The sequence below is a fragment of the Ornithinimicrobium pulveris genome, from assembly GCF_050261105.1.
GTDB lineage: Bacteria > Actinomycetota > Actinomycetes > Actinomycetales > Dermatophilaceae > Ornithinicoccus.
The window spans coordinates 230,567-250,839 of record NZ_CP189837.1; the positions used below are offsets into that span (position 1 = coordinate 230,567).

Here is a 20,273-nt window from a genome sequence, read left to right on the forward strand (position 1 = left end):
GCATAGTGCACAGCCGGATCTGCACATCAGTGATCAGACGAGAGAACTGCTCTTCTCCCGTGGCCGCATCCCCTGCGCCAGCACCGCGACTCCTGCCGTGACCAGCATCGTCAGGGTCAACGCCACCGCGGGCAGGCCGGAGTCGTTCAGGGCCCAGGTCAGCGCCATCGCGACGATCCCCGCGAGCATCGCCGGGCGCAGCCCACGCCACTGCCACAGCGGCGCCGTCCAGGACGGCCAGCGCTTCACCACGACCACCACGAAGAGCACGAAGACCGCCACGGCCGCCCACGAGATCGGATAGGTCACCAGCATTCCGAGGCTCTGCGAGAGCTTGCGGCCCACGATCCCGAGCGCCTCCCCGTCCAGCACGCTCTGCACGAAGTCGCCGAGGTGCGTCCGCGAGCCCGCGCTCCGCGCCCAGTCAGCGACCATGATCGCGGCCGCCACCAGGGCACCGGCCACTCCCAGGAGGATGAGGGATCGGGGGCGCCACGCCATACCTAGGGCAGTGAGCATGAGCAGGCCGGTGGCGAAGACCGTGCCGGGCACGCCGCCGAAGTCCGCCCCGGCCTGGGGCGCCGCGTTGAGCATCAGCATCACACCGCCGAGCACGCCGACCGCGAGCGCCGCCTCGACTCTGCGCAACCAGGTCAGCAGCCCTGCCGCCACGACCAGGAAGGCGCCGAGCATGATCCCGAAACCGACATTCCCCGTCCCGAAGAACCGCCCGGCCGTCACCGGCTGCAGCCCCAGCACGGAGACCAGGCCCAGCCGTGCCGACATCAGGACATCCACCCCCAGTACCGCGAGCGTCACCGCGCCCACCACGGCCGGCGGCCCCAGCGGATGACGCCGCCACGGCCCGGCCCACGCGATCGCGGTGATAAGCCCGGCGATCCCCAGGAGGACCAAGGTCAGCTCGGCCATCGGCTGGCGCGCGCTCCACCACGGCACGAGTCCGGCGGCGAAGGTCGCGGCCGGTACCGCCATGGCCCCGGTCGCGATCACGGCCGAGGCCCGCTGCAGCCGCGCGAGCAGGGCGATCCCGAGCGCGGTCAGCAGCACCGCACCGGCGGCGCCGAGGACGTACGGCGCCTGCACCTTCGCCTGCGTCACCCCCTCCGCGAGCTCGCTCGAGCGCTCGGGCGAGCCCGGCAGGATCCCCAGCTGGCCGCCTGCGAGCCCCTCGCCCGACTCGCCGAGGAGCTGCAGCGCGCCGGTGGTCAGGTCGGTGAGTTGGATCAGCCCCGCCTGCTGGGTGGAGGTCGAGGTGAGCAGGCCGCCGTGCGCGTCCGGTCCCCACAGCAGGACGGCCATCGCCTCCGCCCGGTATGCCGTGTGGCCCAGCCCCGCGACGATGACCCGGCTGTCCTCGGGCAGGGTCGGGAGGAGCTCAGTCAGGGCGGCGTCGACGTTCTCCAGCACGCCCGGGCGGTCGCCCTGGAAAACCGGCAACGTGGAGTAGACCTGCACCGCGCACCCCTCGACGAAGCCAGGGAGCGGAGGCTGGTCGGCCACCTGCGGGTTGCCGCCGAGGCCGTCGGGTGAGGCGTGGGCGACCTTTCCCTGGGCGTCGGCGGCTCCGATCAGGGCGAGCTCGCCGTGGGAGGCCACGCAGACGCGGTCGGCCAGGCTGCCGAGCTGGGGCCCGAGAGCTCGCCGGTCGGCAGCCTCCTGCCAGCGCTGCCAGGGCTGGGCGGCGACCCCGTCGTCGTCGGTCCACAGGGCGGTGCCGCCGCCAAGAGTGCCCGGGTGGTCACCGCACCCCCAGATGTCGGTCGCTGCCCGCTGGCCCGCGCCCACGGTGAGGAAGGCGTCCTCGGCACAGGTCACCTCGTGCGTGCCGCGCAGCACGAGGGCAGCGGTCGCGCCCTCGTCTCGCAGCTGCTTGAGGTGCGTGGCATCCGAGCGCTCCAGGGCGTCCCACGTCAGTCCCGGTATGCCGATCACCACCACTGGCGCATCGCTCGCCGCGAGCGCGGGGTCAGCTTGGTCGACCTGGCCGGGAGCGCCGTCACGCCCGCCGAACGCGAGCGCGACCAGCCACGCAGCCAGCACCGCGCCGACGAGAGCCCATGCGCCCCACCGGTGTAACGGCATACCTCCACCTCCTGGGCAGGAATGGTGTCACGTGCGCGTGGGAGGAGGCTGAGCGCTTAGTCTCGTGGCGTGCCTGTTGACCTCGACCCCGAGCTGCTCGGCTGGATCGCCGCCGCGGTGGCCGTGCTCGCGCTGGTCGTGGCCGCGTTCACCGTCGCCCGGCTGCGGGTGGTCGACCGACGGCTGCGCTCGCTGATCGAGGCGGGGGCGCCCACCACGCCGGAGCGGGAGCGGATCGAGGCGTTGGAGACACGCGTCGAGCAGGTGCGAGGGGATCTGGCGCAGGCGCTGCGGCACGTGGCGGTGGTGCGCTACGACGCGTTCGGGGACATGGGCGGGCGGATGAGTTTCAGCGCTGCGGTGGTCGACGACGACGGCGATGGGCTGGTGATCAGCTCGATCCACGCGCGCGGTGAGAGCCGGACCTATGCCAAAGGGATCGTCGGCGGCGACTCCGAGGTCGTGCTGACCCCGGAGGAGCGCCAGGCCCTCGACGCCGCCCGCACCGGCAAGGCCGACTGAGTTTCACGTCGCGACCCCGCCCGCCCGCCCTCCCTCCCTCCCTCTTCTTCGACCGGACGTCCGCTGTGCTCGCGATTCTGCCCACCGGACGTGCGCTGTGCTCGCGATTCTGCCCACCGGACGTGCGGTGCTCCTTCTGCGCCCGCGGCACGCCGTCGCCCTGACTTTCACACATGCAGCACGCGAATCTTCAGTGAGAAACACCTAGTGAGGGGTCCGGTGTCATCACTTGTGCATGTGTGAAAGTCAACCCCGAGGATTCGGGGAGCACAGGGCGCGTCCGGTGGGCTATCCCGCGACCTTGCCGCGCGTTCGGTTGCGCGAATAGAGAGCACAGCGCGCGTCCGGTGGGTGCTTTCGAGACCATGCCGCGCGTTCGGTCGGGATGAAGGAGAGGGCGAGCTCAGGCGGGGGTGCGGACGAGCAGGGTGCCGGGTTGGACGAGGATGCGCATGGCGATGGCGGTGCCCAGGGTGTCGCCGTCGATCTCGATCTCGACAGGCTTGTCCGAGACCACCCGGATCTCCTCGCCAGAGAAGTGGTCGACCCTCGAGTGACCGAAACGCTGGCGGGTGGTGAGTTGGGCGACCATCGCGGCCCAGCCGACCATGCCTTCGGGGGAGAGCAGGACAGCATCGACCGCGCCATCATCGGCCTCGGCGTCGGGCAGCAGTTCCATCGCGCCCTGCAGCTTGCCGACATTGCCGACCATTACGCTGCGTACCCGACGCTTGATCGGGTGTGCGCTGTCGACCTTGAGCGCGATCGTGAACTGCGGGCCCTTGAGGTGCTGCAGCCCCGTGACCAGGTAGGCCAACCAGCCGACACGAGCCTTCAGCCGCTCAGGGGCGGAGGCCATCACCTCGGCATCGAAACCTAGCCCCGCCATCACCAGGAAGGTGTGCTGCTCGCGCGCCCGAGGATCGGAGGGGTCATCGACGGCGTCCTCGAAGTCGACCGTGCGCGCCGGGTCGTCCTCGTCCTCCAAGCGTTCGGCCAGCTGCTCGGAGTTGGGCCGGACCAGGTCCAGTCGGCAGGTGTCGATGAGTTTGTCCTGCCCGGTGAGCGCGACGGCCAGCGCCCGCTCCAGAGAATCCACGGGCAGCCCGAGGTTGCGGGCGAGCAGGTTGCCGGTGCCACCTGGCAGCAGTCCGAGCGGCACCGAGGAGCCCGCCACCACCGAGCCCACGGCCCGCACCGTGCCGTCACCGCCCAACGGGCAGATCAGGTCGACTCCTGCGTCCAATGCCTCGCGCGCCTGTCCCTCGCCCGGGTCGTCGACGGTCGTCTCCAACCAGAGCGGCTCGGCCCAGCCGTGCTCTTCGCACACCGACTGCACCTTCGCGCGCACCCGGTTGACGTCATCGAACTTCGTCGGGTTCACGATGACGGCGAGGGTGCGGGGAGAGGTGTCCTGCTGCATACCCACCCACGCTAGTCGCCGCCACGCCCCGTGGCCCGCCCGGGCGACCTGCGGCATACCGGGAAATCGGGTGGCCGCGCCCCATTAGGCTTGATCCATGCTCGATATCCGCGACCTGCGCAACGACCCCGACCGTGCCCGCACGAGCCAGCTGGCTCGCGGCGAGGACCCCTCGGCGGTGGACGCTGCGCTGTCTGCGGACACCCGGCACCGCGAGACCCTCGCTGCTTTCGAGAGCGCCCGCGCCGAGCAGAAGAGCTTCGGCAAAAAGGTCGCCCAGGCCCAGGGCGAGGAGAAGCAGGCGCTGCTCGCCGAGGTGAAGGAGCTCGCTGCCCGCGTCAAGACCCTGGACGCTGAGCAGAACGAGGCCGCCCAGGCCCGCGAGGATGCCCTGCGCCGGATCGGCAACGTCATCATCGACGGCGTTCCGGTCGGGGGCGAGGACGACTTCGTGGTGCTCGAGGAGGTCGGTACCCCCCGCGACTTCGCCGCCGAGGGCTTCGAGCCCAAGGACCACCTCGAGCTCGGTGAGGCGCTCGGGGCGATCGACATGGCCCGCGGCGCGAAGGTGTCGGGGGCGCGGTTCTACTTCTTGACCGGCATCGGTGCCCTGCTCGACCACGCGCTCATGGGGCTGGCCCGCCAGATCACGATGGAGGAGGGCTTCGTCCCGGTCGTGCCTCCCACCCTGGTGCGTCCCGACGCGATGGCCGGCGCCGGTTTCCTCGACGCGCACGCAGACGAGGTCTACCGGCTTGAGGCGGACGACCTCTTCCTCACGGGCACCTCGGAGGTGGCGCTCGCGGGCTTCCACGCGGATGAGATCCTCGACCTCAGCGAGGGTCCGCTGCGCTATGCCGCGACGTCGACCTGCTACCGCCGCGAGGCCGGGTCGTACGGCAAGGACACCAAGGGCATCTTCCGCGTCCACCAGTTCCAGAAGACCGAGATGTTCGTCTACTGCCGGGTTGAGGACGCCGAGGCCGAGCACGCCAACCTGCTGCGCATCGAGCGCCGGATCCTGGACGCCCTTGAACTGCCCTACCGCGTGATCGACGTGGCGGCCGGGGACCTGGGTGGTCCGGCGGCGCGCAAGTTCGACTGCGAGGCCTGGGTGCCGACCCAGGGCCGCTACCGCGAGCTCACCTCGACCTCGAACTGCACCACCTTCCAGGCGCGCCGGCTCAACATCCGGGAGCGCTCGCCCGACGGCGGCGCCAACCGCATCGTGGCCACCCTCAACGGGACCGCGGCGACCAACACGCGCCCGATCGTGGCCCTGCTGGAGAACCACCAGCAGGCGGATGGGTCCGTGCACGTCCCCGAGGCGCTGCGCCCCTTTCTGTCCGGTATGTCGTCACTCACCCCCCGCTGATCGCGCGGCTGCGTCGTCGGCTGGCTGCCGCCGACCGCCGGGGCGCTCTCCCTGCCGTGCGGCCGGGCTCGGCTGCCCAGATGCCGCTGCGGCTGCCCCCTGGCTCGCCCCCGTGACCGCCATCGGCCGCCCATCCAGCGGGAACCAGACCCGGACCCGCCACCCGAGCGTGCCTCGGCGCGGCCCGACCTCGACCCCGCCACCGAGATGCTGGGCGCGCTCGCGCATGCCCAGCAGGCCCAGCCCGGTGCCCGATGTGCCCACCCGCTGGTGGCCGTCATCGACGACCTCCACCTCCACCCGGCCGGTGCTCTCATCGACGCGGACCACCGCCCGCACCGTCCGCGCGGTGGAGTGCTTGTGCACGTTGGCCAGCGACTCTTGGACCACCCGGTAGGCCGAGAGCTGCACCGGCGGTGGCACCAGAGAGGCCGCGCCGGGGCTGGACTCGACCACCTCCACCGTGGCGGTGAGGGTCTGCGTGCTGGCACTCTCGGCCAGCGCCGGCAGGTCAGCCAGGGTCGGCTGCGGGCTGCGGTCCTCGGTGCCGAAGCCACTGTCCGCGCGCAACGTCCCGAGCAGCTGCCGCATCTGACCCACGGCCTCACGGGAGGAGGACTCCACGGCGGCGAGGGCCTCCTTGGCGGATTCGGGATCGCGGTCCATCACCCGTCGCGCGGCCGCGGTCTGCACCCCCATCACCGACACGTGGTGGGCGACGACGTCGTGCAGCTCCCTGGCGATCCGCAGCCGCTCGGCCACGACCGCCTGATCGGTGAGCGCGGCCGACTGCTCCTCGATCGTGCGCGCCTGGGCCAGCGTCTGGGCGTTGCGCAGCGCACCCCGCCAGGCCACCTGTCCAAGCGCGATCGCGAAACCGAAGTAGATCGCGTTCCCCATCGCCATCAGCATCAGGATCGCGGTGATCGGCGTGACCAGCCCACCGCTGTAATCCACGTCCTCACCTAGCTGATCACGGATGTTCTGCAGCCCCGCCCCGAGCGCGAACCACCACGCCAACCACAGCGCCATCACCAGCAGCACCGCCCCGGTCGCCAGCACCACGGCCCGCCGGTTGCGCGCCCACGCCACCCCGGAGAAGAACAGGAAGAAGGACAACAACTGCATCGGCAGCGAGCTCATCGTCATCGGCATCAGCTGCCCGACGATCACGAAGTGGGCACAGGCCAGCAGCATCACCGTGATCGGCGCCACCCGGCGCAGGGCCACCAGCACCGCGGCGGAGGCGATCCCGACGTACTGCCACCCGATCCCGAGCGGCTCATCGACCAGCCCACCCCCCGAGCGGATCATCTCGGTGCCGAAGGCCACGACGAGGAAGGCCACCAGGGCCCACTGCAGATCCCGTCGCCGATCGAGCGCCGTCGGGACCCGTTCCCAGTCCTCATCGGCGCCGAACCACCGCTCCAGCCTTTCCATGTTCGACACCCTAGGCACGAGGTCCGACAGACCGGATCGGCCATACGACGGAGATCCGCCACCGATCCCGCGCGTCCCGGGCGTCCGCTCGCGCGGCCACAGTGACAGGATCGCAGGGTGAGCGCCCCCATCCGCATCCTGCTCGTCGACGACCAGCCGCTGCTGCTGCAGGGTTTCAAGATGATCCTGTCCGTGGAGGAGGACCTGCAGGTGGTCGGCCAGGTGGGCGACGGTCAGCAGGCGATCGACGCGGTGCCCGAGCTGCGCCCGGACCTGATCCTGATGGACGTCCAGATGCCGGTCCTCGATGGCATCGAGGCCACCCGCCGCATCGTCGCCGACCACCCCGACACCAAGATCGTCATGCTCACCACCTTCGACCGCGACGACTACCTCTTCGACGCGCTTGAGGCCGGGGCCAGCGGGTTTCTGCTCAAGAACGCCGACCCGGACCACCTCGTCGAGGCGGTGCGCACGGTCGCCGGCGGGCACGCTCTGCTCGCCCCCGAGGTCACGATGCGGGTCATCTCCCGGATGTCTCGGGTCGAGGAGCCGACCGACGAGGGTGAGGGAAACGCCATACCTCTCCCGTCGTTGACCGAGCGCGAGCGCGAGGTGCTGGTCCTGGTCGCCCGCGGGTTGTCCAACGCGGAGATCGCCGCCGAGGCCTACGTGAGCGAGGCGACGGTCAAGACGCACGTGTCCAACGTGCTCGCCAAACTGGGCGTGCGGGACCGGGTCCAGGCGGTGGTGGCCGCCTACGACGCAGGGTTGGTCAGACCCGGCCGCTAACCTCCGTCGCAAGGGGGAGAGGCGGTCGCCGAGATCTCCGCACCGGGGCCGATGTGGGCGGCTCCGGCTCCGCCTAGCGTGGTCGACACACGGTTCGATCAGGTTGGACGAGGAGAGGGCCAGTCATGTTGTCGGTGCAGGGATTGACGCGCAGGTATGGCGATACGCTCGCGGTCGACGACGTCACCTTCGAGGTCCCCGAGGGGGCCATGGTGGGTTTCGTCGGTGGTAACGGGGCGGGCAAGACGACCACGATGCGGATGATCATGGGGGTGTTGCAGCCCACCGCTGGAGAGGTGCTCTGGGCCGGCGCCCCGGCGCCGCGCGGGGTGCGCAGCCGGTTCGGCTACATGCCCGAGGAGCGTGGGCTCTACCCCAAGCAGCCGGTGCTCGGTCAGCTGGTCTACCTCGGCCAGCTGCACGGGATGAGCGCCAAGGATGCCAAGGCGCGGGCGAGTGAGCTGCTCGAGCGCTTCGGGCTGGGTGATCGGATGAACGACAAGGTGGAGACCCTGTCGCTGGGCAACCAGCAGCGCGCGCAGATCATCGCCGCGGTGCTCGGTGACCCGCTCGCGCTCGTGCTCGACGAGCCTTTCTCCGGGTTGGATCCGGCCGCGGTCGACCAGATGAGCGAGCTGCTGCGCGAGCACACGGCACGCGGCATACCGGTCCTTTTCTCCTCCCACCAGCTGGACCTGGTGGACCGGCTCTGCGATTCGATCGTGGTGCTGCACAAGGGGCGCGTGGTCGCCCGCGGCACGGCCGATGAGCTCAAGGCCTCGGCGCCGCTGCGCTACCGATTGACGATGACTTCCGACACCGGCTGGGTGCGCGATGTGCCCGGTATCGAGGTCGTGGACCTCGAAGGTCCGAGCGTGCTGATCGAGCCGACTGACGAGGGCGTGGCCGAGCGGCTGCTGGCCGATGCCGTTGCCCGTGGTGGGGTCCGGGAGTTCAGCCGGATCCGCCCGACCCTGTCCGAGATCTACCGAGAGGTGGCGGCATGAGCACCATCCAGACCGAGCAGCCCGGCGCCACCGGGCAGTCCGAGGCGGCGCGTGCCGCCGAGGTGAGCGACGACCGTCGGCCCGCCTGGCCGCTCGTCGCGATGCGCGAGATCCAGGTCCGCCTGCGTGATCGCAACTTCCTGATGTCGACCGCGCTGTCGGTCTTCCTCCTGATGGCTGTCATCCTGGCCAACCACTTCTTCGGTGGGATGGGCACGGGCGGGATGAACTACAAGATCGGCGTCGAGGGCCAGCAGGGCACCACGATCGTGCAGCAGGCCGAGACCTACGCGGGCGCCGACTCCTCCCTGGAAGCGGTCGAACTCGCTGACGCTGCTGCCGTGGAATCGGCGACAAGCCGCGGCGAGGTCGACTACGGCCTGCTGCAGACCGACGCCGGGTGGGAGCTCGTGGACGAAGGGCCGACCAACACCGAGCTGCAGATGGCGGTCGGTGAGGCCGTGCGCTCGGTGGTGATGGCGCAGAACGCCGAGGCCGCGGGCACGGACCTGGGCGCCATCAACGACGGCACGGTGCTGACCACGCGCGATCTCTCCGCAGGCGAGGACGGCTCCAACCCAGGGCTGATCGCCTTCATCCTGGGCTTCGTCTTCGCGTTCCTCTTCTACATGTCCTCCTTGATGTTCGGCATGCAGATCGCCAGCTCGGTGGTCGAGGAGAAGCAGTCCCGTCTGGTGGAGATCCTGGCGGCCGCGATCCCGATCCGCTCGCTCCTGGTGGGCAAGGTGCTGGGCAACACGGCGCTGGCCTTCGCCCAGCTGCTGCTCTTCGTCGCGGTGGGCCTGATCGGGCTGTCGTTCACCGACATGGCCTCGATGCTGCCGGGCATGACCGAGGGCATCCTGTGGTACATCCCGTTCTTCGTCCTGGGCTTCCTGGCCCTGGCCTGCATCTGGGCGGCGGCAGGATCGCTCGCCTCGCGCAACGAAGATCTGCAGGCGACCACGATGCCGCTGACGATGGTGCTGGTGCTGATCTTCGTGGTCGGTCTGCAGCTGCAGGGCACCTGGCGCGAGATCGGTTCCTTCATCCCGGTGATGTCGACCATCCTGATGCCGATGCGGATCCTCGAAGGTGAGGCGGCCTGGTGGGAGCCGGTCGTGGCGCTGGTCCTGGTGTTGGCCTTCTGCGCGCTGACCATCTCCTTCGGTGTCCGGCTCTACCGCCGTTCGGTGATGCACACCTCCGGCACGCTGACCTGGCGGAAGGCGCTGACCCTCAAGGACTGAGCACCGCATAGGGTGCCGGTGTGTCCCTCACCGAGAACTCCTCCGGAGCACACCGGCACCCCGTCCGCGATCAGCCGCTCCTCGTCGCCCTCGACGTGGACGGCACGATCGTCCACCACGACGGCCACCTGTCCCCGCGGGTGGCCGCCGTCGTACGCGAGCTCGACGCCCTGCCGCACGTGACCGTGCTGATCGCGACCGGTCGATCGGTGCTGGCCACGATGCCCATCGTCGAACAGCTCGGGCTGGATACCCCCGGTCGACTCAACGTGTGCTCCAACGGCGCCGTCACGATCAGGGTCGACGCGGAGGCTGAGGGTGGCTACCGGCTGGAGGATGTCGTCACGTTCGACCCGGCACCCGCCGTGGCGCTGCTCCGCCAAGAACTGCCCGGCGTGCTGGTCGCCGTCGAGGAGATCGGGGTCGGCTTCAAGGTCGACTCGCCCTTTCCCGAGGGGGAGCTCTGGGGCGAGGAGATCGTGGTGCCCTTCGAGGAGTTGATCGCCAAGCCGGTCACCCGCGTCACCTTCCGCGACCCGCGAGCCACGTCCGAGGACTTCACCGCCCTGGTCGAACGGATCGGCTTGCACGGTGTCTCGTACGCGGTCGGCTTCAGCGCCTGGCTCGATCTCGCACCCGAGGGTGTCAGCAAGGCTTCGGCGCTCGAGCAGGTCCGTCGCCACCTCGGCGTCCAGCCCCACCGCACCGTTGCCGTCGGTGACCAGCGCAACGACCTGGAGATGCTGGGCTGGGCCGCCCGCGGTTACGCCATGGGCCAGGCCCCGCCCGAGGTGATGGCCGCCGCTGACAAGGTCACCGGCACCGTCGAGGAGGACGGCCTCGCCCAGGCCCTCGACGAAGTCCTCGCCGACCTCGCCTAGACGCCCCTCGCCCCCCCATTTTCGACCGGACGCGCAGCATGCTCGCCATCCGGGCCACCGAACGCGCACGGTGCTGCAAATCGGGGCCACCGAACGCTTACGGTGCTCCTCATCGGGCCGACCGAACGCGCGCGGTGCTCCTCATCGGGCCGACCGAACGCTTACGGTGCTCCTCATCGGGGCCACCGAACGCGCGCGGTGCTCCTCATCGGGCCGACCGAACGCGCGCGGCGCCCCGATGTCGGTCGCTCACCGGGTCCGGTGAGGCCGTGCCCGGACATCCGAACATGCACAACGAACCCTCCGGCCCGAAAACCCCAGGTCAGCGTGGCCATCTCCTCGTTGCGCATGTTTGAAAGTCGAGTCCCGTATGCCGCAGGGTGCCTGAGCGGCCCCGCTCGCCTCGGGTGCAGATCGGCGACGCCACGCGCGTTCGGTGGGGGATGTCGGCGACGTGGCGCGCGTTCGGTGGGGGATTTTGGCGACACCACGCGCGTCCGGTCGGTGATTTCGGCGACCTGGCGTGCGTCCGGTGGAAAGGGGGGCGGTGGGCGGGGCTCAGGGAGTCGAGGCCCCGTCCGCCTCGTCCGCCTCGTCCGCCTCCGCCTCGTCCGCCTCGGCCTCGCGGTCGACGCCGACGAGGAAGCGGTCGACCGCCGCGGCGATGAGGACCACCATCAAGAGGGTGCCGAGCAGGTTCAGGCCCATCGCCACCCACGGCGAAACGACGGCGCCCCAGTCCGGGTCCATCGGACCGACGATCTCGCGCAGCACCTCGGCACCGGCCACGCCCGCGTGCGTGGCCAGCACGAACATCAGGCAGAGCGTCACCATCGGCACCAGCCCGGCCCGCACCAACGTCAGCAGCCCTTTGCCGAGGTTCGCAAACCGTCCCGTCACGCTCGTCACCGGCCCGGCCACCCAGGTCCGCAACCACTCCGGCACCCACGAGGTCCGCTCCTGCGCCCGGCGGGCCCGGTCTCGCGCCCGCTCCATCCGGGCCCGTGCTCGCTCCAACCGCCGCCGCGTCCGCTCGTCGGACACCGACCGGATCATCCGGTCCTCCACCTGCGCCAACGACGGAGCGGGCGCCGGCGCCGCCAGCTCGCGCCCATAGACCACCGCCCCCACCGTCAGCCACGCCATCGGCACGACCACGAGGGTGTCGAAGTTGCCGAGCACGCCCCACAGCCACCCGATCGCCGCATTCAGCGCCTCGCCGAGCGGCCCGAGCACACCCACGACCCACGCCCAGGCATCCAGCAGCCACGTCACCCCGCGCCGGTCGAGCACCCACTGCCAGGCCCCCGACCAGCTGTTCGCGACGACCTTCGCGATCGTCAGCAGCCACACCGCTTCCACCCACCCGGCGAGCAGCCCGAGCCCCACGCTGCGCCGGGCGAGCCCCGAGCGATCCAGCCCCCACCGCAGCACCAGCGCCACGACCACGATCGTCACCACGACCACCGTCGGCGCCCCCGCCCACGTCCGGTCCTGCATCGTCTCGCCGATGAACCAGTTGGTCCGGTTCATCTCATCGGCCGCCGTCTCGTTGAGGAACCTCCGTGCGTCCTCCCGCAGATAGCCCTGCGCCGCATAGACCGCCAGGAAGGGCACCAGCGCTGCCGTCAGCACGGCGAGCCCGCGCGAGCGAGACATCCCCTCATCCGCACCGACGTGCCGCATCGAGGGCAGCACCGCACGCAACGCCATGATCAGCGCAATCACGCTGACCAGCGGCGCGAGCGCCACCGTGATCGTCGCGCCGACCGGGCTGATCTTGCTCAGCTCAAAACTGCCCCACAGCACCAGTTCCCGCAGCGCCGCCCCGAGCAGCAGCAGCACCACGAGCACCGGCCAGTGCGCCACGAGCAGGCGCGCCGCCTCCCACACCACCGCGAACGCACCGACCACGCTGCGCCCGACCTGACGCAGGACCCCGGTCACGGCGCCTCCTCGAGGTGGAGTGCGGCATACCGGGGCGTGGCGAACCAGACATCCACCCGCTCGGGCACCGCGTCCTGCACGAGCCGCACATAGACCGGCACCGTCCACGTCGCCGGCCGTTCCTCGGGCGCGGGCAGCTCCCACGGCTCGCCACCCTCGGGCGCCGGCGGGCGACACGGGTCCAGCCCCAGGCTCGGGGCGCCCAGGTTGGGGCCCGAGGCGTATGTCGTTTCTCGCCCCTCCCCGTCCGTGAACCGAGCCTGGCACGCCGAGAGCGGGCTGCCAGGCTCGGCCGCAACCGTCAGCTCGGTCCGCCAGACGCGGGTGTTCGCGACCTCGGGGAAGGGCTGGCGCTCGCCGTAGCGGTCGACGTAGTCGGTGACGACCTCGACGGGACCGGCGGAGAGGGTGACGTCCACGGCATACGGGCCGGTCTCGTCCTCCAGCGCGGTGACGAGCCGGACCTCCTGCCCGACGGCCGCCTCGGTCGGGTCGGTGAGGTGGAGGGGATTCCACATCGCCCAGATGCGGTAGCTGCCCGCGACCGCCGCCAGTACCAGCACGAACGGCAGCGCGAGCAGCGCCCACCGGTTGCGTCGCCACCAGGTGCCCATCAGCGCCCACCCCTCGGGCCGGTGCCCTGCTGGACGAGGGTCGCGAGGCCGTCGGGTGCCTGGGCGAGGAGTGCGTCGAGGTCGGCGGTTTCCGCGATCGGCAGCGGCGCCACGAGCAGGCTGTCGTAGGACTGGTTGAAGGCGTTGGTCGCCAGGTGCAGGGTCGCCCCGGGGGCAGCATCAGCGGGGAGCTCGAAGGCGATCGAGCAGGTCTCGGGGATGGCGGGGGAGGCCACGATGCAGGTGTTGGCGTCACGGCGGGTCGGTTGGTAGGTGCGCCCGTCGGCCGCGACCAGCTCGGCGTGGCTGAGCCCGACGTCCGTGATCGTGGGCTCGTACTCCAGATCCACGACGACGAAGACGCCCTCGGTCGCATAGAGCGCTGACCCGGCCTGCAGCCGTTCGCCGGCGCTGACCTCGCCCAGCGTGATGACGACGGTCCGCAGCTCGGCCGGCTCCTCCCAGGCGGCGGCGACCTCGTGCGGGGCAGCGTAGACGGCGGCCGGGTCGGGGAAACGGTCACCGACCGCGCGCGCCAGGGCCAGCGAGGCCAGGACGAAGGCGATCACGCCCGCGCGCCCGCCCCACCGCTGGGCCAGTCCCTCGACGCTCACGGCTGCAGCTCCCAGATCGGCTGGAAGAGGACGCCCGAGGGCGAAAGGGGCAGCTCGACGACGGTGCTCAGGGTGTCGTCGGTCCAGATCATCCGCTCCTCGATCGAGCTGATCCGGTAGGTCTTGGCCCAGAGTTCGACGGCGAGGGTGTCGGGCAGATCGCGCTCGGTGGTGCCGACCGCAACGACCACGTCGTAGGTCAGGCCGGGGGCGACCGCGGTCAGCACCTGCGGCGTCGGATCCACCGTGTAGACCACGTCGATCCGACCCAGCATCCCCTCGCGCAGCGGCGTGCCGAAGGCGCTGACGGCATCCGGCAGGTCAGGGATCCGGATGCTGCCGTCGAGGTCGCTGATCGGCAGCGTGTCGGTGGACGTGCTCCGCAAGGTGCCGAAGATCAACACGTGCTGGTGCTCGTCGAAAGGCTCGGAGAAGGCGCCGCCCAGGTCACGGCCGTAGACAGCGCGGTCCAGCGTGATCTCTCAGGGCGCCACGGCCACCTCGGTCCCGGGCTCGGCCACCGGTTGCTCCTCCTGGGGCGCGGCCGCCAGCCCGCCGAACGGGATGGTGAGGATGAGGGCGAGGAGAGCCACGGCATACCCGGCATTGCGTGGGCTCGCGGTCACCCACGCCCGCACCCGCTCCAGCAGCCGCCCCGGCACGCTGCGCTCCGCGCCCTCCTCCACGCAGCGCAATCTAGTGCACTGGACCCGATGCGCGAGACTGGACCTCGTGCCCGCCGACCTGATCATCACCTCGCCCGCCAACCCCCGGATCAAGGGGCTGGTCGGGCTGCGCCGACGCCGCACGCGCGAGCAGGAGGGACGCACCCTGCTCGAGGGGTATGCCGAGTTGCAGCTCGCCCTGGACGCGGGGGTGGTCCCGGAGTCGCTGTACGTCTGCCCTGACCTGATGAGCGAGGGCGCGGACGCGCTCGTGGCGCGGGTGGCCGGGTTGGGGAGCGAGGTCGTGCAGCTGTCGCGGGCGGCCTTCGAGAAGGCGGCCTATCGCGAGGGGCCGGACGGGTTCCTGGCGGTGGTGCGGGCGATCGACCGGCGGTGCGCGGACCTGGAGCTGCCGGCGGACCCGTTGGTGCTGGTCTGCCAGGGCGTGGAGAAGCCGGGCAACCTCGGCGCGATCCTGCGCACGGCCGACGCAGCGGGGGTGGACGCGGTCATTGCGGCCGACCCGGTGACCGACTGGGGCAACCCGAACACCGTGCGCGCCTCCAAGGGCACGGTCTTCGCGCTCAACGTCGCCAGCGACACGACCGAGGCGACGCAGGAGTGGTTGCGGGCACACGGCATACGGCTCGTGGCGACCACGCCGGACACCGACGTGGAGCACACGGAGGTGGACTACCGGGGCGGGGTCGCGATCGCGGTCGGGACCGAGCACAGCGGCCTGACCGAGGACGTCCTGGCGGCCGCCGACGAACGGGTGCGGATCCCGATGGCGGGGGCCGTGAACTCGCTGAATGTGTCGACGTCGGCGGCCATCGTGCTGTACGAAGCGGTGCGGCAGCGGCGCTGAACTGCGCGCAGATGACGCGTGGAGCCGGTGCCGAGCAGAGGTGCGCGTGACCGGGTCGCGAGGATGAGGGCGATTGCAGCCTGCGATATGTCGTATGTCACGATGACGACATGCGCATCGACCATGTGAGCTACGCCGCCGGCCCCGAGGGCCTGCAGGCCACGGCCGAGCGGCTCGGCGAGCAGCTCGGTGTAACCCCGCAGGACGGTGGGATCCACCCGCGTTTCGGCACCCGCAATGTCATCCTGCCCCTGGCGGAGGACCGGTATGTCGAGGTCGTCGAGGTCCTGGACCACCCCGCCTCCGACAAGGCCGTCTTCGGGCAGGCCGTGCGCGCCACCTCCGAGCGCGGCGGTGGCTGGATGGCCTGGGTCGTCGCCGTCGATGACCTTGAGGCCGTCGAGACGCGCCTCGGTCGCCAGTCGGTGCCCGGCCAGCGGCACACGCCGCAGGGTGTGGAGCTGCAGTGGCGCCAGATCGGCATCAAGGACATCATCGACCACGGCAACCTGCCGTTCTTTGTGCGCTGGGAGTCCGACCACAGCGACCACCCCTCGCAGCTGGACTCCAGCACGACCCGCCTCACCGGCCTGACGCTGGGCGGCGACTTCCCGATCGTGCGCGAATGGCTCGGCATCGCCGACGCACCCAAGGGCTCCTTCGAGTCGGCGGTGGAGTTCGGTTTCGTCGAGGAGGACGAGTGCCCGTGCCTGCTCGAGGTCACCTTCGAGACCCCGGACGGCACCGTCACCATCTGAGGTCGCGCCGACGCGGGATCTGAGTGTGCACCCGCACGGATCTGAGTAGGCGCCGCCGGGATCTGAGTGTGGAGTAGGCGCCGCCGGGATCTGAGTGTGCACCCGCACGGATCTGAGTTCGGCGCCCGGCAGGGGTCCAAGTGAGCGCCGCTGAGGGGTCTGAGCTTGGGCCGGACAAGGTTACTCACGCAATGTCATAGATATTGCGTTGCATTCCGTGAGTAACCTTGCATCGATAGCGCGCCCTCACCTCGGCTGGCGCCCGTAACCCCTCAACCGCAGGCTGTTCAGCACCACCAGCACGCTCGACAGCGCCATCGCACCGCCGGCGATCAGGGGCGTCAGCAGCCCGAAGGCCGCGAGCGGGATCGCCAGCGTGTTGTAGCCGAAGGCCCACACCAGGTTCTCCTTGATCACCCGCAGCGTCTTGCGGGAGAGCCCGATCGCGTCGGCCACGGCGTGCACGTCGGAGCGCATCAGCACGATGTCGGCGGACTCGGCGGCCACATCGGTCCCCGACCCCATCGCCATCCCGAGGTCGGCCTGGGCCAGCGCGGCGGCATCGTTCACGCCGTCGCCGACCATCGCGACGACCTTGCCCTGCTCCTGCAACGCCTGCACGTGCGCGAACTTGTCCTGCGGCAGCACGCCCGCGTGCACATTCGCCGGGTCGATCCCGACCTCCTCCGCCACGCGCCGCGCCGTGTGCTCGTTGTCCCCGGTCAGCAGGTATGGCGTGAGCCCCAGTTCGCGCAGCCGCTGCACCGCTGCGGCGCTGGTCTCGCGCGGGGTGTCGGCCACCGTGATGGCGGCGTGCGCCCGACCGGCCCAGCCGACCAGCACGGTGGTGCCGGTGCCGGCGTCGATCGCGGCCTGTAGCGCGGGGGGCACCTGCTCGAACAGGTCGGGCTTGCCGACCGTGACCTCGGTGTCCTTGATGAACGCCCGGGCACCCTCGCCGGGCAGGTTCGTGAAGTCCCGGATCTCAGCGATCTCAACCCCACGCTCGCGCGCGCCGTCCACGATGGCGCGGGCGATGGGGTGCTCGCTGCCGGACTCCACCGAGGCCGCAGCCTTCAGGGCCGCCAGCTCGGGCAACGGCCCAGCGGTCACGACCTCGGTCAGCACCGGCTCGCCGGTGGTCAGGGTGCCGGTCTTGTCGAGCACGACGGTGTCGACCCGACGGGTGGATTCCAGGATCTGCGGACCCTTGATCAAGATGCCCAGCTGGGCGCCGCGGCCAGTCCCGGTGAGCAGCGCCGTCGGCGTCGCCAGGCCCAGGGCGCAGGGGCAAGCGATGATTAGCACCGCGACCATCGGCATCAGGGAGCGCGCCACGTCGCCGCCCGTCGCGATCAGCCAGACCACGAAGGTCAGCACGGCGAAGACGAGCACTACCGGCACGAAGACCGCCGAGATCCGGTCGGCCAGCCGCTGCACCGGAGCCTTGCCCGTCTGGGCCTGCTCGACCAGCTCGGTGATCCGGGCCAGAGTCGTCTCCGACCCGACGCGCTTGGCCTCGACGATCAACCGGCCGTGCCCGTTGACGGTCGCACCGACCACGTCGTCGCCAGCCTCGACCTCGACCGGCACCGACTCGCCGGTGACCATCGAGGCGTCGATCACGCTGGTGCCGTCGATGACACGGCCGTCGGTCGCGACCTTCTCGCCAGGTCGCACCACGAAGCGGTCGCCGACCGCGAGCTCCTCGACGGGGATCCGGTGCTCGGTCCACGCGCCGCTGCCGGTCTCGTGCCGCAGCACCGCCACGTCCTTGGCGCCCAGCTCCATCAGCGAGGTCAGCGCCGAGCGCCCCTGGGCCTTGGCCCGCGACTCGATGTAGCGCCCCACCAGCAGGAAGGCGATCACCACCGCCGCGACCTCGAAATACATGTCGTGGGTGAAGCCGGTGAACAACGCCACGATCGACCACCCCATCGCTGCGGTCGTGCCGACCGAGACGAGGGTGTCCATCGTCGAGGACAGGTGCCGGGCGTTGAGGTAGGCCGCCCGGTGGAAGGGCCACCCCGCCCAGAAGTACACCGGCGCCGTCAGCAGGAACTGCAGCCAGTGCCCAGCCATGCCGAGCCCGTCGCGGATCGGCGGGATCATGTGGAGCAGGAAGACCAGGAAGGCCAGGATCACCGAGACGATCATCCGCAGGCGCAGCGACTCCAGGCCCACCACGTCGTGCGTCATCGCCGGCGTCCGCCCGGTGACGCGGTCGCGCTCGAGGGGGGTGGCGCCATACCCGGACTTCTCGACCGTCGCCACGATGTCGGCGACGGACAGGGCGGAGGGGAAGGTGACGGTCGCCTTCTCGGTGGCCAGGTTGACGCTGGCCTCGACGCCGTCGAGCTTGTTGAGTTTGCGCTCGATCCGCGCCGAGCAGGACGCGCAGGTCATCCCGGTGATCGCCAGGTCGACCTGCTGGTGCTCGTTCGTCGTGCTGGTGCTCATGCCGCTCACTTCTCCTTCACTCCTCATCGCTTCCCGACCGGACGCGCGTCGTGTCCGCCGTGGGCCCGACCGGACGCGTCGTGCTCGCCGTGGGCCTGACCGGACGCGCGTCATGTCCGCGATCCGGCCGACCGGACGCGCGTTCAGTCGCTCAGACCGACGCGGTGTAGCCCGCCTCGGCGACGGCCTCGCGCGCGGCGGCCAGGTCCAGGGGGCCGTCGGACTCGACGAAGACGTCGGTGTCGCCGCCCTTGACGAGCTCGTCGACGCGCACCTCGAGCACGCCGTCGACCTCCTTGAGCTCCTCGGTGACCGAGGCGACGCAGTGGCCGCAGGTCATGCCGGAGACGACGATCTTGGTGGTCTGGTTCTGGATGGGGGTGTCGGTCATGGTCAACTCACTTTCAGAGGGGGAACCGCGCAGAGGGTATGCCGTGTGGCTGGGTGCTCGCCGACGTCGCCGTCAGCTGCGCACGAGTCGGGCGATCGCCGCGGAGGCCTCGCGGACCTTGGTGTCCTTGGCCTCCTCCGACTCGCCCGCAGCATCGACCACGCAGTGGCCGATGTGGTCTTCGAGCAGGCCAAGGCTGACCGCCTGCAGGGCCTTGGTCGCGGCGCTCACCTGGGTGAGGACGTCGATGCAGTAGGCATCCTCCTCGACCATGCGCGCGATGCCGCGGACCTGCCCCTCAACACGGCGCAGCCGCTTGAGATAGTCGTCCTTGGAGCCCGAGTACCCGTTCACAGACATGCCAACCAGTATACCCCCTCAGGGTATTCCGCGACCGGCGACCGCGCGCGCCGTCAAGGCAGCAGCTGGTCGGGTCGTGCGCTCGTGATCGGGAACCGGGTGAAGTCCGTGTCGTAGGTGACGACCGTGGCGCGATGCTCGAGCGCCAGGGCGGCCATGTGGGCGTCATTGGTGAGATTTCCGCCCGTCCCAGCCTTGGCCATGAGGTCCGCCAGGATGATCCCGTGCCGTTCGGTTGGCTGTGCGATGACGGCAGACGGGGCGGCGAGCCACTCCTGGACTCGTCGCATGGCTTGCTCCGGGGTGAGTGGGGCCGAGAAGGCTCGCGGGGAGGTGGAGAGCCTCGTGAAGGCGATCAGCGGTAGCCAGGCGAGCCCGACGCGATCTCCGCCCGACAGCGAGGTGTCGAGCCACTGTCGAGACGCTTCGTGGTGAGCGGACTGCGTGTTCACCGCGTAGAGGAGCACGTTGGCATCGACGAGCTTCACGAGTGGATGGTCCTGTCCCCGAGGGTGTGCATGCTCAGTGGCGCCCCATCCGCCGCAGGGTCTCCTCGTCCTCCAGCTCGGCCGCGAGGGTGAGAGCGCGGTCAGTATCCAGGAGTTGTCGGCCGAGATTCGCTGTTGTGGTGCGGAAGACCTGATGCCCTGCGGCAGCAAGAGCACCTTCGCGGATCGCGTCGTTGAGGGCGCGCTTGAACGACACCTGTCGATCGCTCATGCGCTGGCGGATGATCTGCTCGGTGTCGGGGTCGAGAGTCACTGTGGTGCGCACGGTGACAGCATAGCATCACCTGATCTGAT

At 70.4% G+C, this 20,273-nt stretch carries 21 protein-coding genes; 8 read left to right on the plus strand and 13 right to left on the minus strand.

What is annotated here, in order from left to right:
• Nucleotides 1–33: 33 nt before the first annotated feature.
• Nucleotides 34–2,103, minus strand: a complete 2,070-nt coding sequence (locus ACQBAT_RS00995; RefSeq protein WP_420746356.1) for a hypothetical protein — start codon at nucleotides 2,101–2,103, stop codon at nucleotides 34–36.
• 69 nt (nucleotides 2,104–2,172) lie between these two features.
• Between ACQBAT_RS00995 and ACQBAT_RS01000 the strand changes: the two genes are divergently transcribed.
• Complete coding sequence (locus tag ACQBAT_RS01000) at nucleotides 2,173–2,625, plus strand: DUF4446 family protein (protein WP_420746357.1); 453 nt, start codon at nucleotides 2,173–2,175, stop codon at nucleotides 2,623–2,625.
• Nucleotides 2,626–3,028: 403 nt separating this feature from the next.
• Here the strand turns inward: ACQBAT_RS01000 and ACQBAT_RS01005 are convergent, their stop codons facing one another.
• Nucleotides 3,029–4,048, minus strand: a complete 1,020-nt coding sequence (locus ACQBAT_RS01005) for a diacylglycerol/lipid kinase family protein (RefSeq protein WP_420746358.1) — start codon at nucleotides 4,046–4,048, stop codon at nucleotides 3,029–3,031.
• A gap of 97 nt (nucleotides 4,049–4,145) precedes the next feature.
• On the opposite strand from ACQBAT_RS01005, the gene serS reads away from it, so the two are divergent.
• Nucleotides 4,146–5,423, plus strand: coding sequence for a serine--tRNA ligase (serS, locus tag ACQBAT_RS01010; RefSeq protein WP_420746359.1), 1,278 nt, complete (start codon nucleotides 4,146–4,148; stop codon nucleotides 5,421–5,423).
• Here serS and ACQBAT_RS01015 read toward each other — a convergent pair.
• The gene (locus ACQBAT_RS01015) at nucleotides 5,406–6,863 is read right to left on the minus strand and encodes a sensor histidine kinase (RefSeq protein ID WP_420746360.1); all 1,458 of its coding nucleotides are present in this window, start codon (nucleotides 6,861–6,863) and stop codon (nucleotides 5,406–5,408) included. The genes serS and ACQBAT_RS01015 overlap by 18 nt on opposite strands.
• Nucleotides 6,864–6,980: 117 nt before the next feature.
• Between ACQBAT_RS01015 and ACQBAT_RS01020 the strand changes: the two genes are divergently transcribed.
• From ACQBAT_RS01020 to ACQBAT_RS01035, 4 genes are all read left to right on the plus strand, one after another.
• Nucleotides 6,981–7,655: a response regulator gene (locus ACQBAT_RS01020; RefSeq protein WP_420746361.1), complete on the plus strand. Its 675-nt coding sequence runs from the start codon at nucleotides 6,981–6,983 to the stop codon at nucleotides 7,653–7,655.
• A gap of 125 nt (nucleotides 7,656–7,780) precedes the next feature.
• On the plus strand, nucleotides 7,781–8,662 hold the full coding sequence (locus tag ACQBAT_RS01025; protein ID WP_420746362.1) for an ABC transporter ATP-binding protein: 882 nt from the start codon (nucleotides 7,781–7,783) through the stop codon (nucleotides 8,660–8,662).
• On the plus strand, nucleotides 8,659–9,912 hold the full coding sequence (locus ACQBAT_RS01030) for an ABC transporter permease (protein WP_420746363.1): 1,254 nt from the start codon (nucleotides 8,659–8,661) through the stop codon (nucleotides 9,910–9,912). Before ACQBAT_RS01025 ends, ACQBAT_RS01030 begins: the two co-directional genes overlap by 4 nt.
• Nucleotides 9,913–9,932: 20 nt before the next feature.
• On the plus strand, nucleotides 9,933–10,793 hold the full coding sequence (locus ACQBAT_RS01035; RefSeq protein ID WP_420746364.1) for an HAD family hydrolase: 861 nt from the start codon (nucleotides 9,933–9,935) through the stop codon (nucleotides 10,791–10,793).
• 558 nt (nucleotides 10,794–11,351) lie between these two features.
• Here ACQBAT_RS01035 and ACQBAT_RS01040 read toward each other — a convergent pair.
• The 5 genes from ACQBAT_RS01040 to ACQBAT_RS01060 form a co-directional block, all read right to left on the minus strand.
• Nucleotides 11,352–12,740, minus strand: a complete 1,389-nt coding sequence (locus ACQBAT_RS01040; RefSeq protein WP_420746365.1) for a hypothetical protein — start codon at nucleotides 12,738–12,740, stop codon at nucleotides 11,352–11,354.
• Nucleotides 12,737–13,354 carry a hypothetical protein gene (locus tag ACQBAT_RS01045; protein ID WP_420746366.1) on the minus strand — a complete coding sequence of 206 codons (618 nt, stop codon included), beginning with the start codon at nucleotides 13,352–13,354 and terminating at the stop codon, nucleotides 12,737–12,739. The genes ACQBAT_RS01040 and ACQBAT_RS01045 overlap by 4 nt, the downstream gene beginning before the upstream one ends.
• Nucleotides 13,354–13,968 (minus strand): hypothetical protein, encoded by a 615-nt coding sequence (locus ACQBAT_RS01050; RefSeq protein WP_420746367.1) that lies wholly within the window; start codon nucleotides 13,966–13,968, stop codon nucleotides 13,354–13,356. The genes ACQBAT_RS01045 and ACQBAT_RS01050 overlap by 1 nt, the downstream gene beginning before the upstream one ends.
• On the minus strand, nucleotides 13,965–14,372 hold the full coding sequence (locus ACQBAT_RS01055) for a hypothetical protein (RefSeq protein ID WP_420746368.1): 408 nt from the start codon (nucleotides 14,370–14,372) through the stop codon (nucleotides 13,965–13,967). Before ACQBAT_RS01055 ends, ACQBAT_RS01050 begins: the two co-directional genes overlap by 4 nt.
• 78 nt (nucleotides 14,373–14,450) lie before the next feature.
• A complete protein-coding gene (locus tag ACQBAT_RS01060) occupies nucleotides 14,451–14,654 on the minus strand; it encodes a hypothetical protein (protein WP_420746369.1) in 204 nt (67 codons plus the stop codon).
• A gap of 46 nt (nucleotides 14,655–14,700) precedes the next feature.
• Between ACQBAT_RS01060 and ACQBAT_RS01065 the strand changes: the two genes are divergently transcribed.
• Both ACQBAT_RS01065 and ACQBAT_RS01070 read left to right on the plus strand, forming a co-directional pair.
• The gene (locus ACQBAT_RS01065; protein WP_420746370.1) at nucleotides 14,701–15,501 is read left to right on the plus strand and encodes a TrmH family RNA methyltransferase; all 801 of its coding nucleotides are present in this window, start codon (nucleotides 14,701–14,703) and stop codon (nucleotides 15,499–15,501) included.
• Between the two features lie 110 nt (nucleotides 15,502–15,611).
• A complete protein-coding gene (locus ACQBAT_RS01070) occupies nucleotides 15,612–16,259 on the plus strand; it encodes a VOC family protein (RefSeq protein ID WP_420746371.1) in 648 nt (215 codons plus the stop codon).
• Nucleotides 16,260–16,505: 246 nt separating this feature from the next.
• Here the strand turns inward: ACQBAT_RS01070 and ACQBAT_RS01075 are convergent, their stop codons facing one another.
• From ACQBAT_RS01075 to ACQBAT_RS01095, 5 genes are all read right to left on the minus strand, one after another.
• Nucleotides 16,506–18,719: a heavy metal translocating P-type ATPase gene (locus ACQBAT_RS01075; RefSeq protein ID WP_420746372.1), complete on the minus strand. Its 2,214-nt coding sequence runs from the start codon at nucleotides 18,717–18,719 to the stop codon at nucleotides 16,506–16,508.
• Between the two features lie 151 nt (nucleotides 18,720–18,870).
• Nucleotides 18,871–19,110 carry a heavy-metal-associated domain-containing protein gene (locus ACQBAT_RS01080; protein ID WP_420746373.1) on the minus strand — a complete coding sequence of 80 codons (240 nt, stop codon included), beginning with the start codon at nucleotides 19,108–19,110 and terminating at the stop codon, nucleotides 18,871–18,873.
• A gap of 72 nt (nucleotides 19,111–19,182) precedes the next feature.
• Nucleotides 19,183–19,464: a metal-sensitive transcriptional regulator gene (locus tag ACQBAT_RS01085; protein WP_420746431.1), complete on the minus strand. Its 282-nt coding sequence runs from the start codon at nucleotides 19,462–19,464 to the stop codon at nucleotides 19,183–19,185.
• Between the two features lie 59 nt (nucleotides 19,465–19,523).
• Nucleotides 19,524–19,958 carry a type II toxin-antitoxin system VapC family toxin gene (locus tag ACQBAT_RS01090; protein ID WP_420746374.1) on the minus strand — a complete coding sequence of 145 codons (435 nt, stop codon included), beginning with the start codon at nucleotides 19,956–19,958 and terminating at the stop codon, nucleotides 19,524–19,526.
• A gap of 34 nt (nucleotides 19,959–19,992) precedes the next feature.
• Nucleotides 19,993–20,244 (minus strand): antitoxin, encoded by a 252-nt coding sequence (locus tag ACQBAT_RS01095; protein ID WP_420746375.1) that lies wholly within the window; start codon nucleotides 20,242–20,244, stop codon nucleotides 19,993–19,995.
• Nucleotides 20,245–20,273 lie beyond the last annotated feature (29 nt).

Bases quoted from the DNA above. Each gene is read 5' to 3' on its own strand.
- ACQBAT_RS00995 (WP_420746356.1), bottom strand. From the start codon at position 2,103: ATGCCGTTACACCGGTGGGGCGCATGGGCTCTCGTCGGCGCGGTGCTG.
- ACQBAT_RS01005 (WP_420746358.1), bottom strand. From the start codon at position 4,048: ATGCAGCAGGACACCTCTCCCCGCACCCTCGCCGTCATCGTGAACCCG.
- serS (WP_420746359.1), top strand. From the start codon at position 4,146: ATGCTCGATATCCGCGACCTGCGCAACGACCCCGACCGTGCCCGCACG.
- ACQBAT_RS01015 (WP_420746360.1), bottom strand. From the start codon at position 6,863: ATGGAAAGGCTGGAGCGGTGGTTCGGCGCCGATGAGGACTGGGAACGG.
- ACQBAT_RS01025 (WP_420746362.1), top strand. From the start codon at position 7,781: ATGTTGTCGGTGCAGGGATTGACGCGCAGGTATGGCGATACGCTCGCG.
- ACQBAT_RS01030 (WP_420746363.1), top strand. From the start codon at position 8,659: ATGAGCACCATCCAGACCGAGCAGCCCGGCGCCACCGGGCAGTCCGAG.
- ACQBAT_RS01045 (WP_420746366.1), bottom strand. From the start codon at position 13,354: ATGGGCACCTGGTGGCGACGCAACCGGTGGGCGCTGCTCGCGCTGCCG.
- ACQBAT_RS01070 (WP_420746371.1), top strand. From the start codon at position 15,612: ATGCGCATCGACCATGTGAGCTACGCCGCCGGCCCCGAGGGCCTGCAG.
- ACQBAT_RS01075 (WP_420746372.1), bottom strand. From the start codon at position 18,719: ATGAGCACCAGCACGACGAACGAGCACCAGCAGGTCGACCTGGCGATC.
- ACQBAT_RS01080 (WP_420746373.1), bottom strand. From the start codon at position 19,110: ATGACCGACACCCCCATCCAGAACCAGACCACCAAGATCGTCGTCTCC.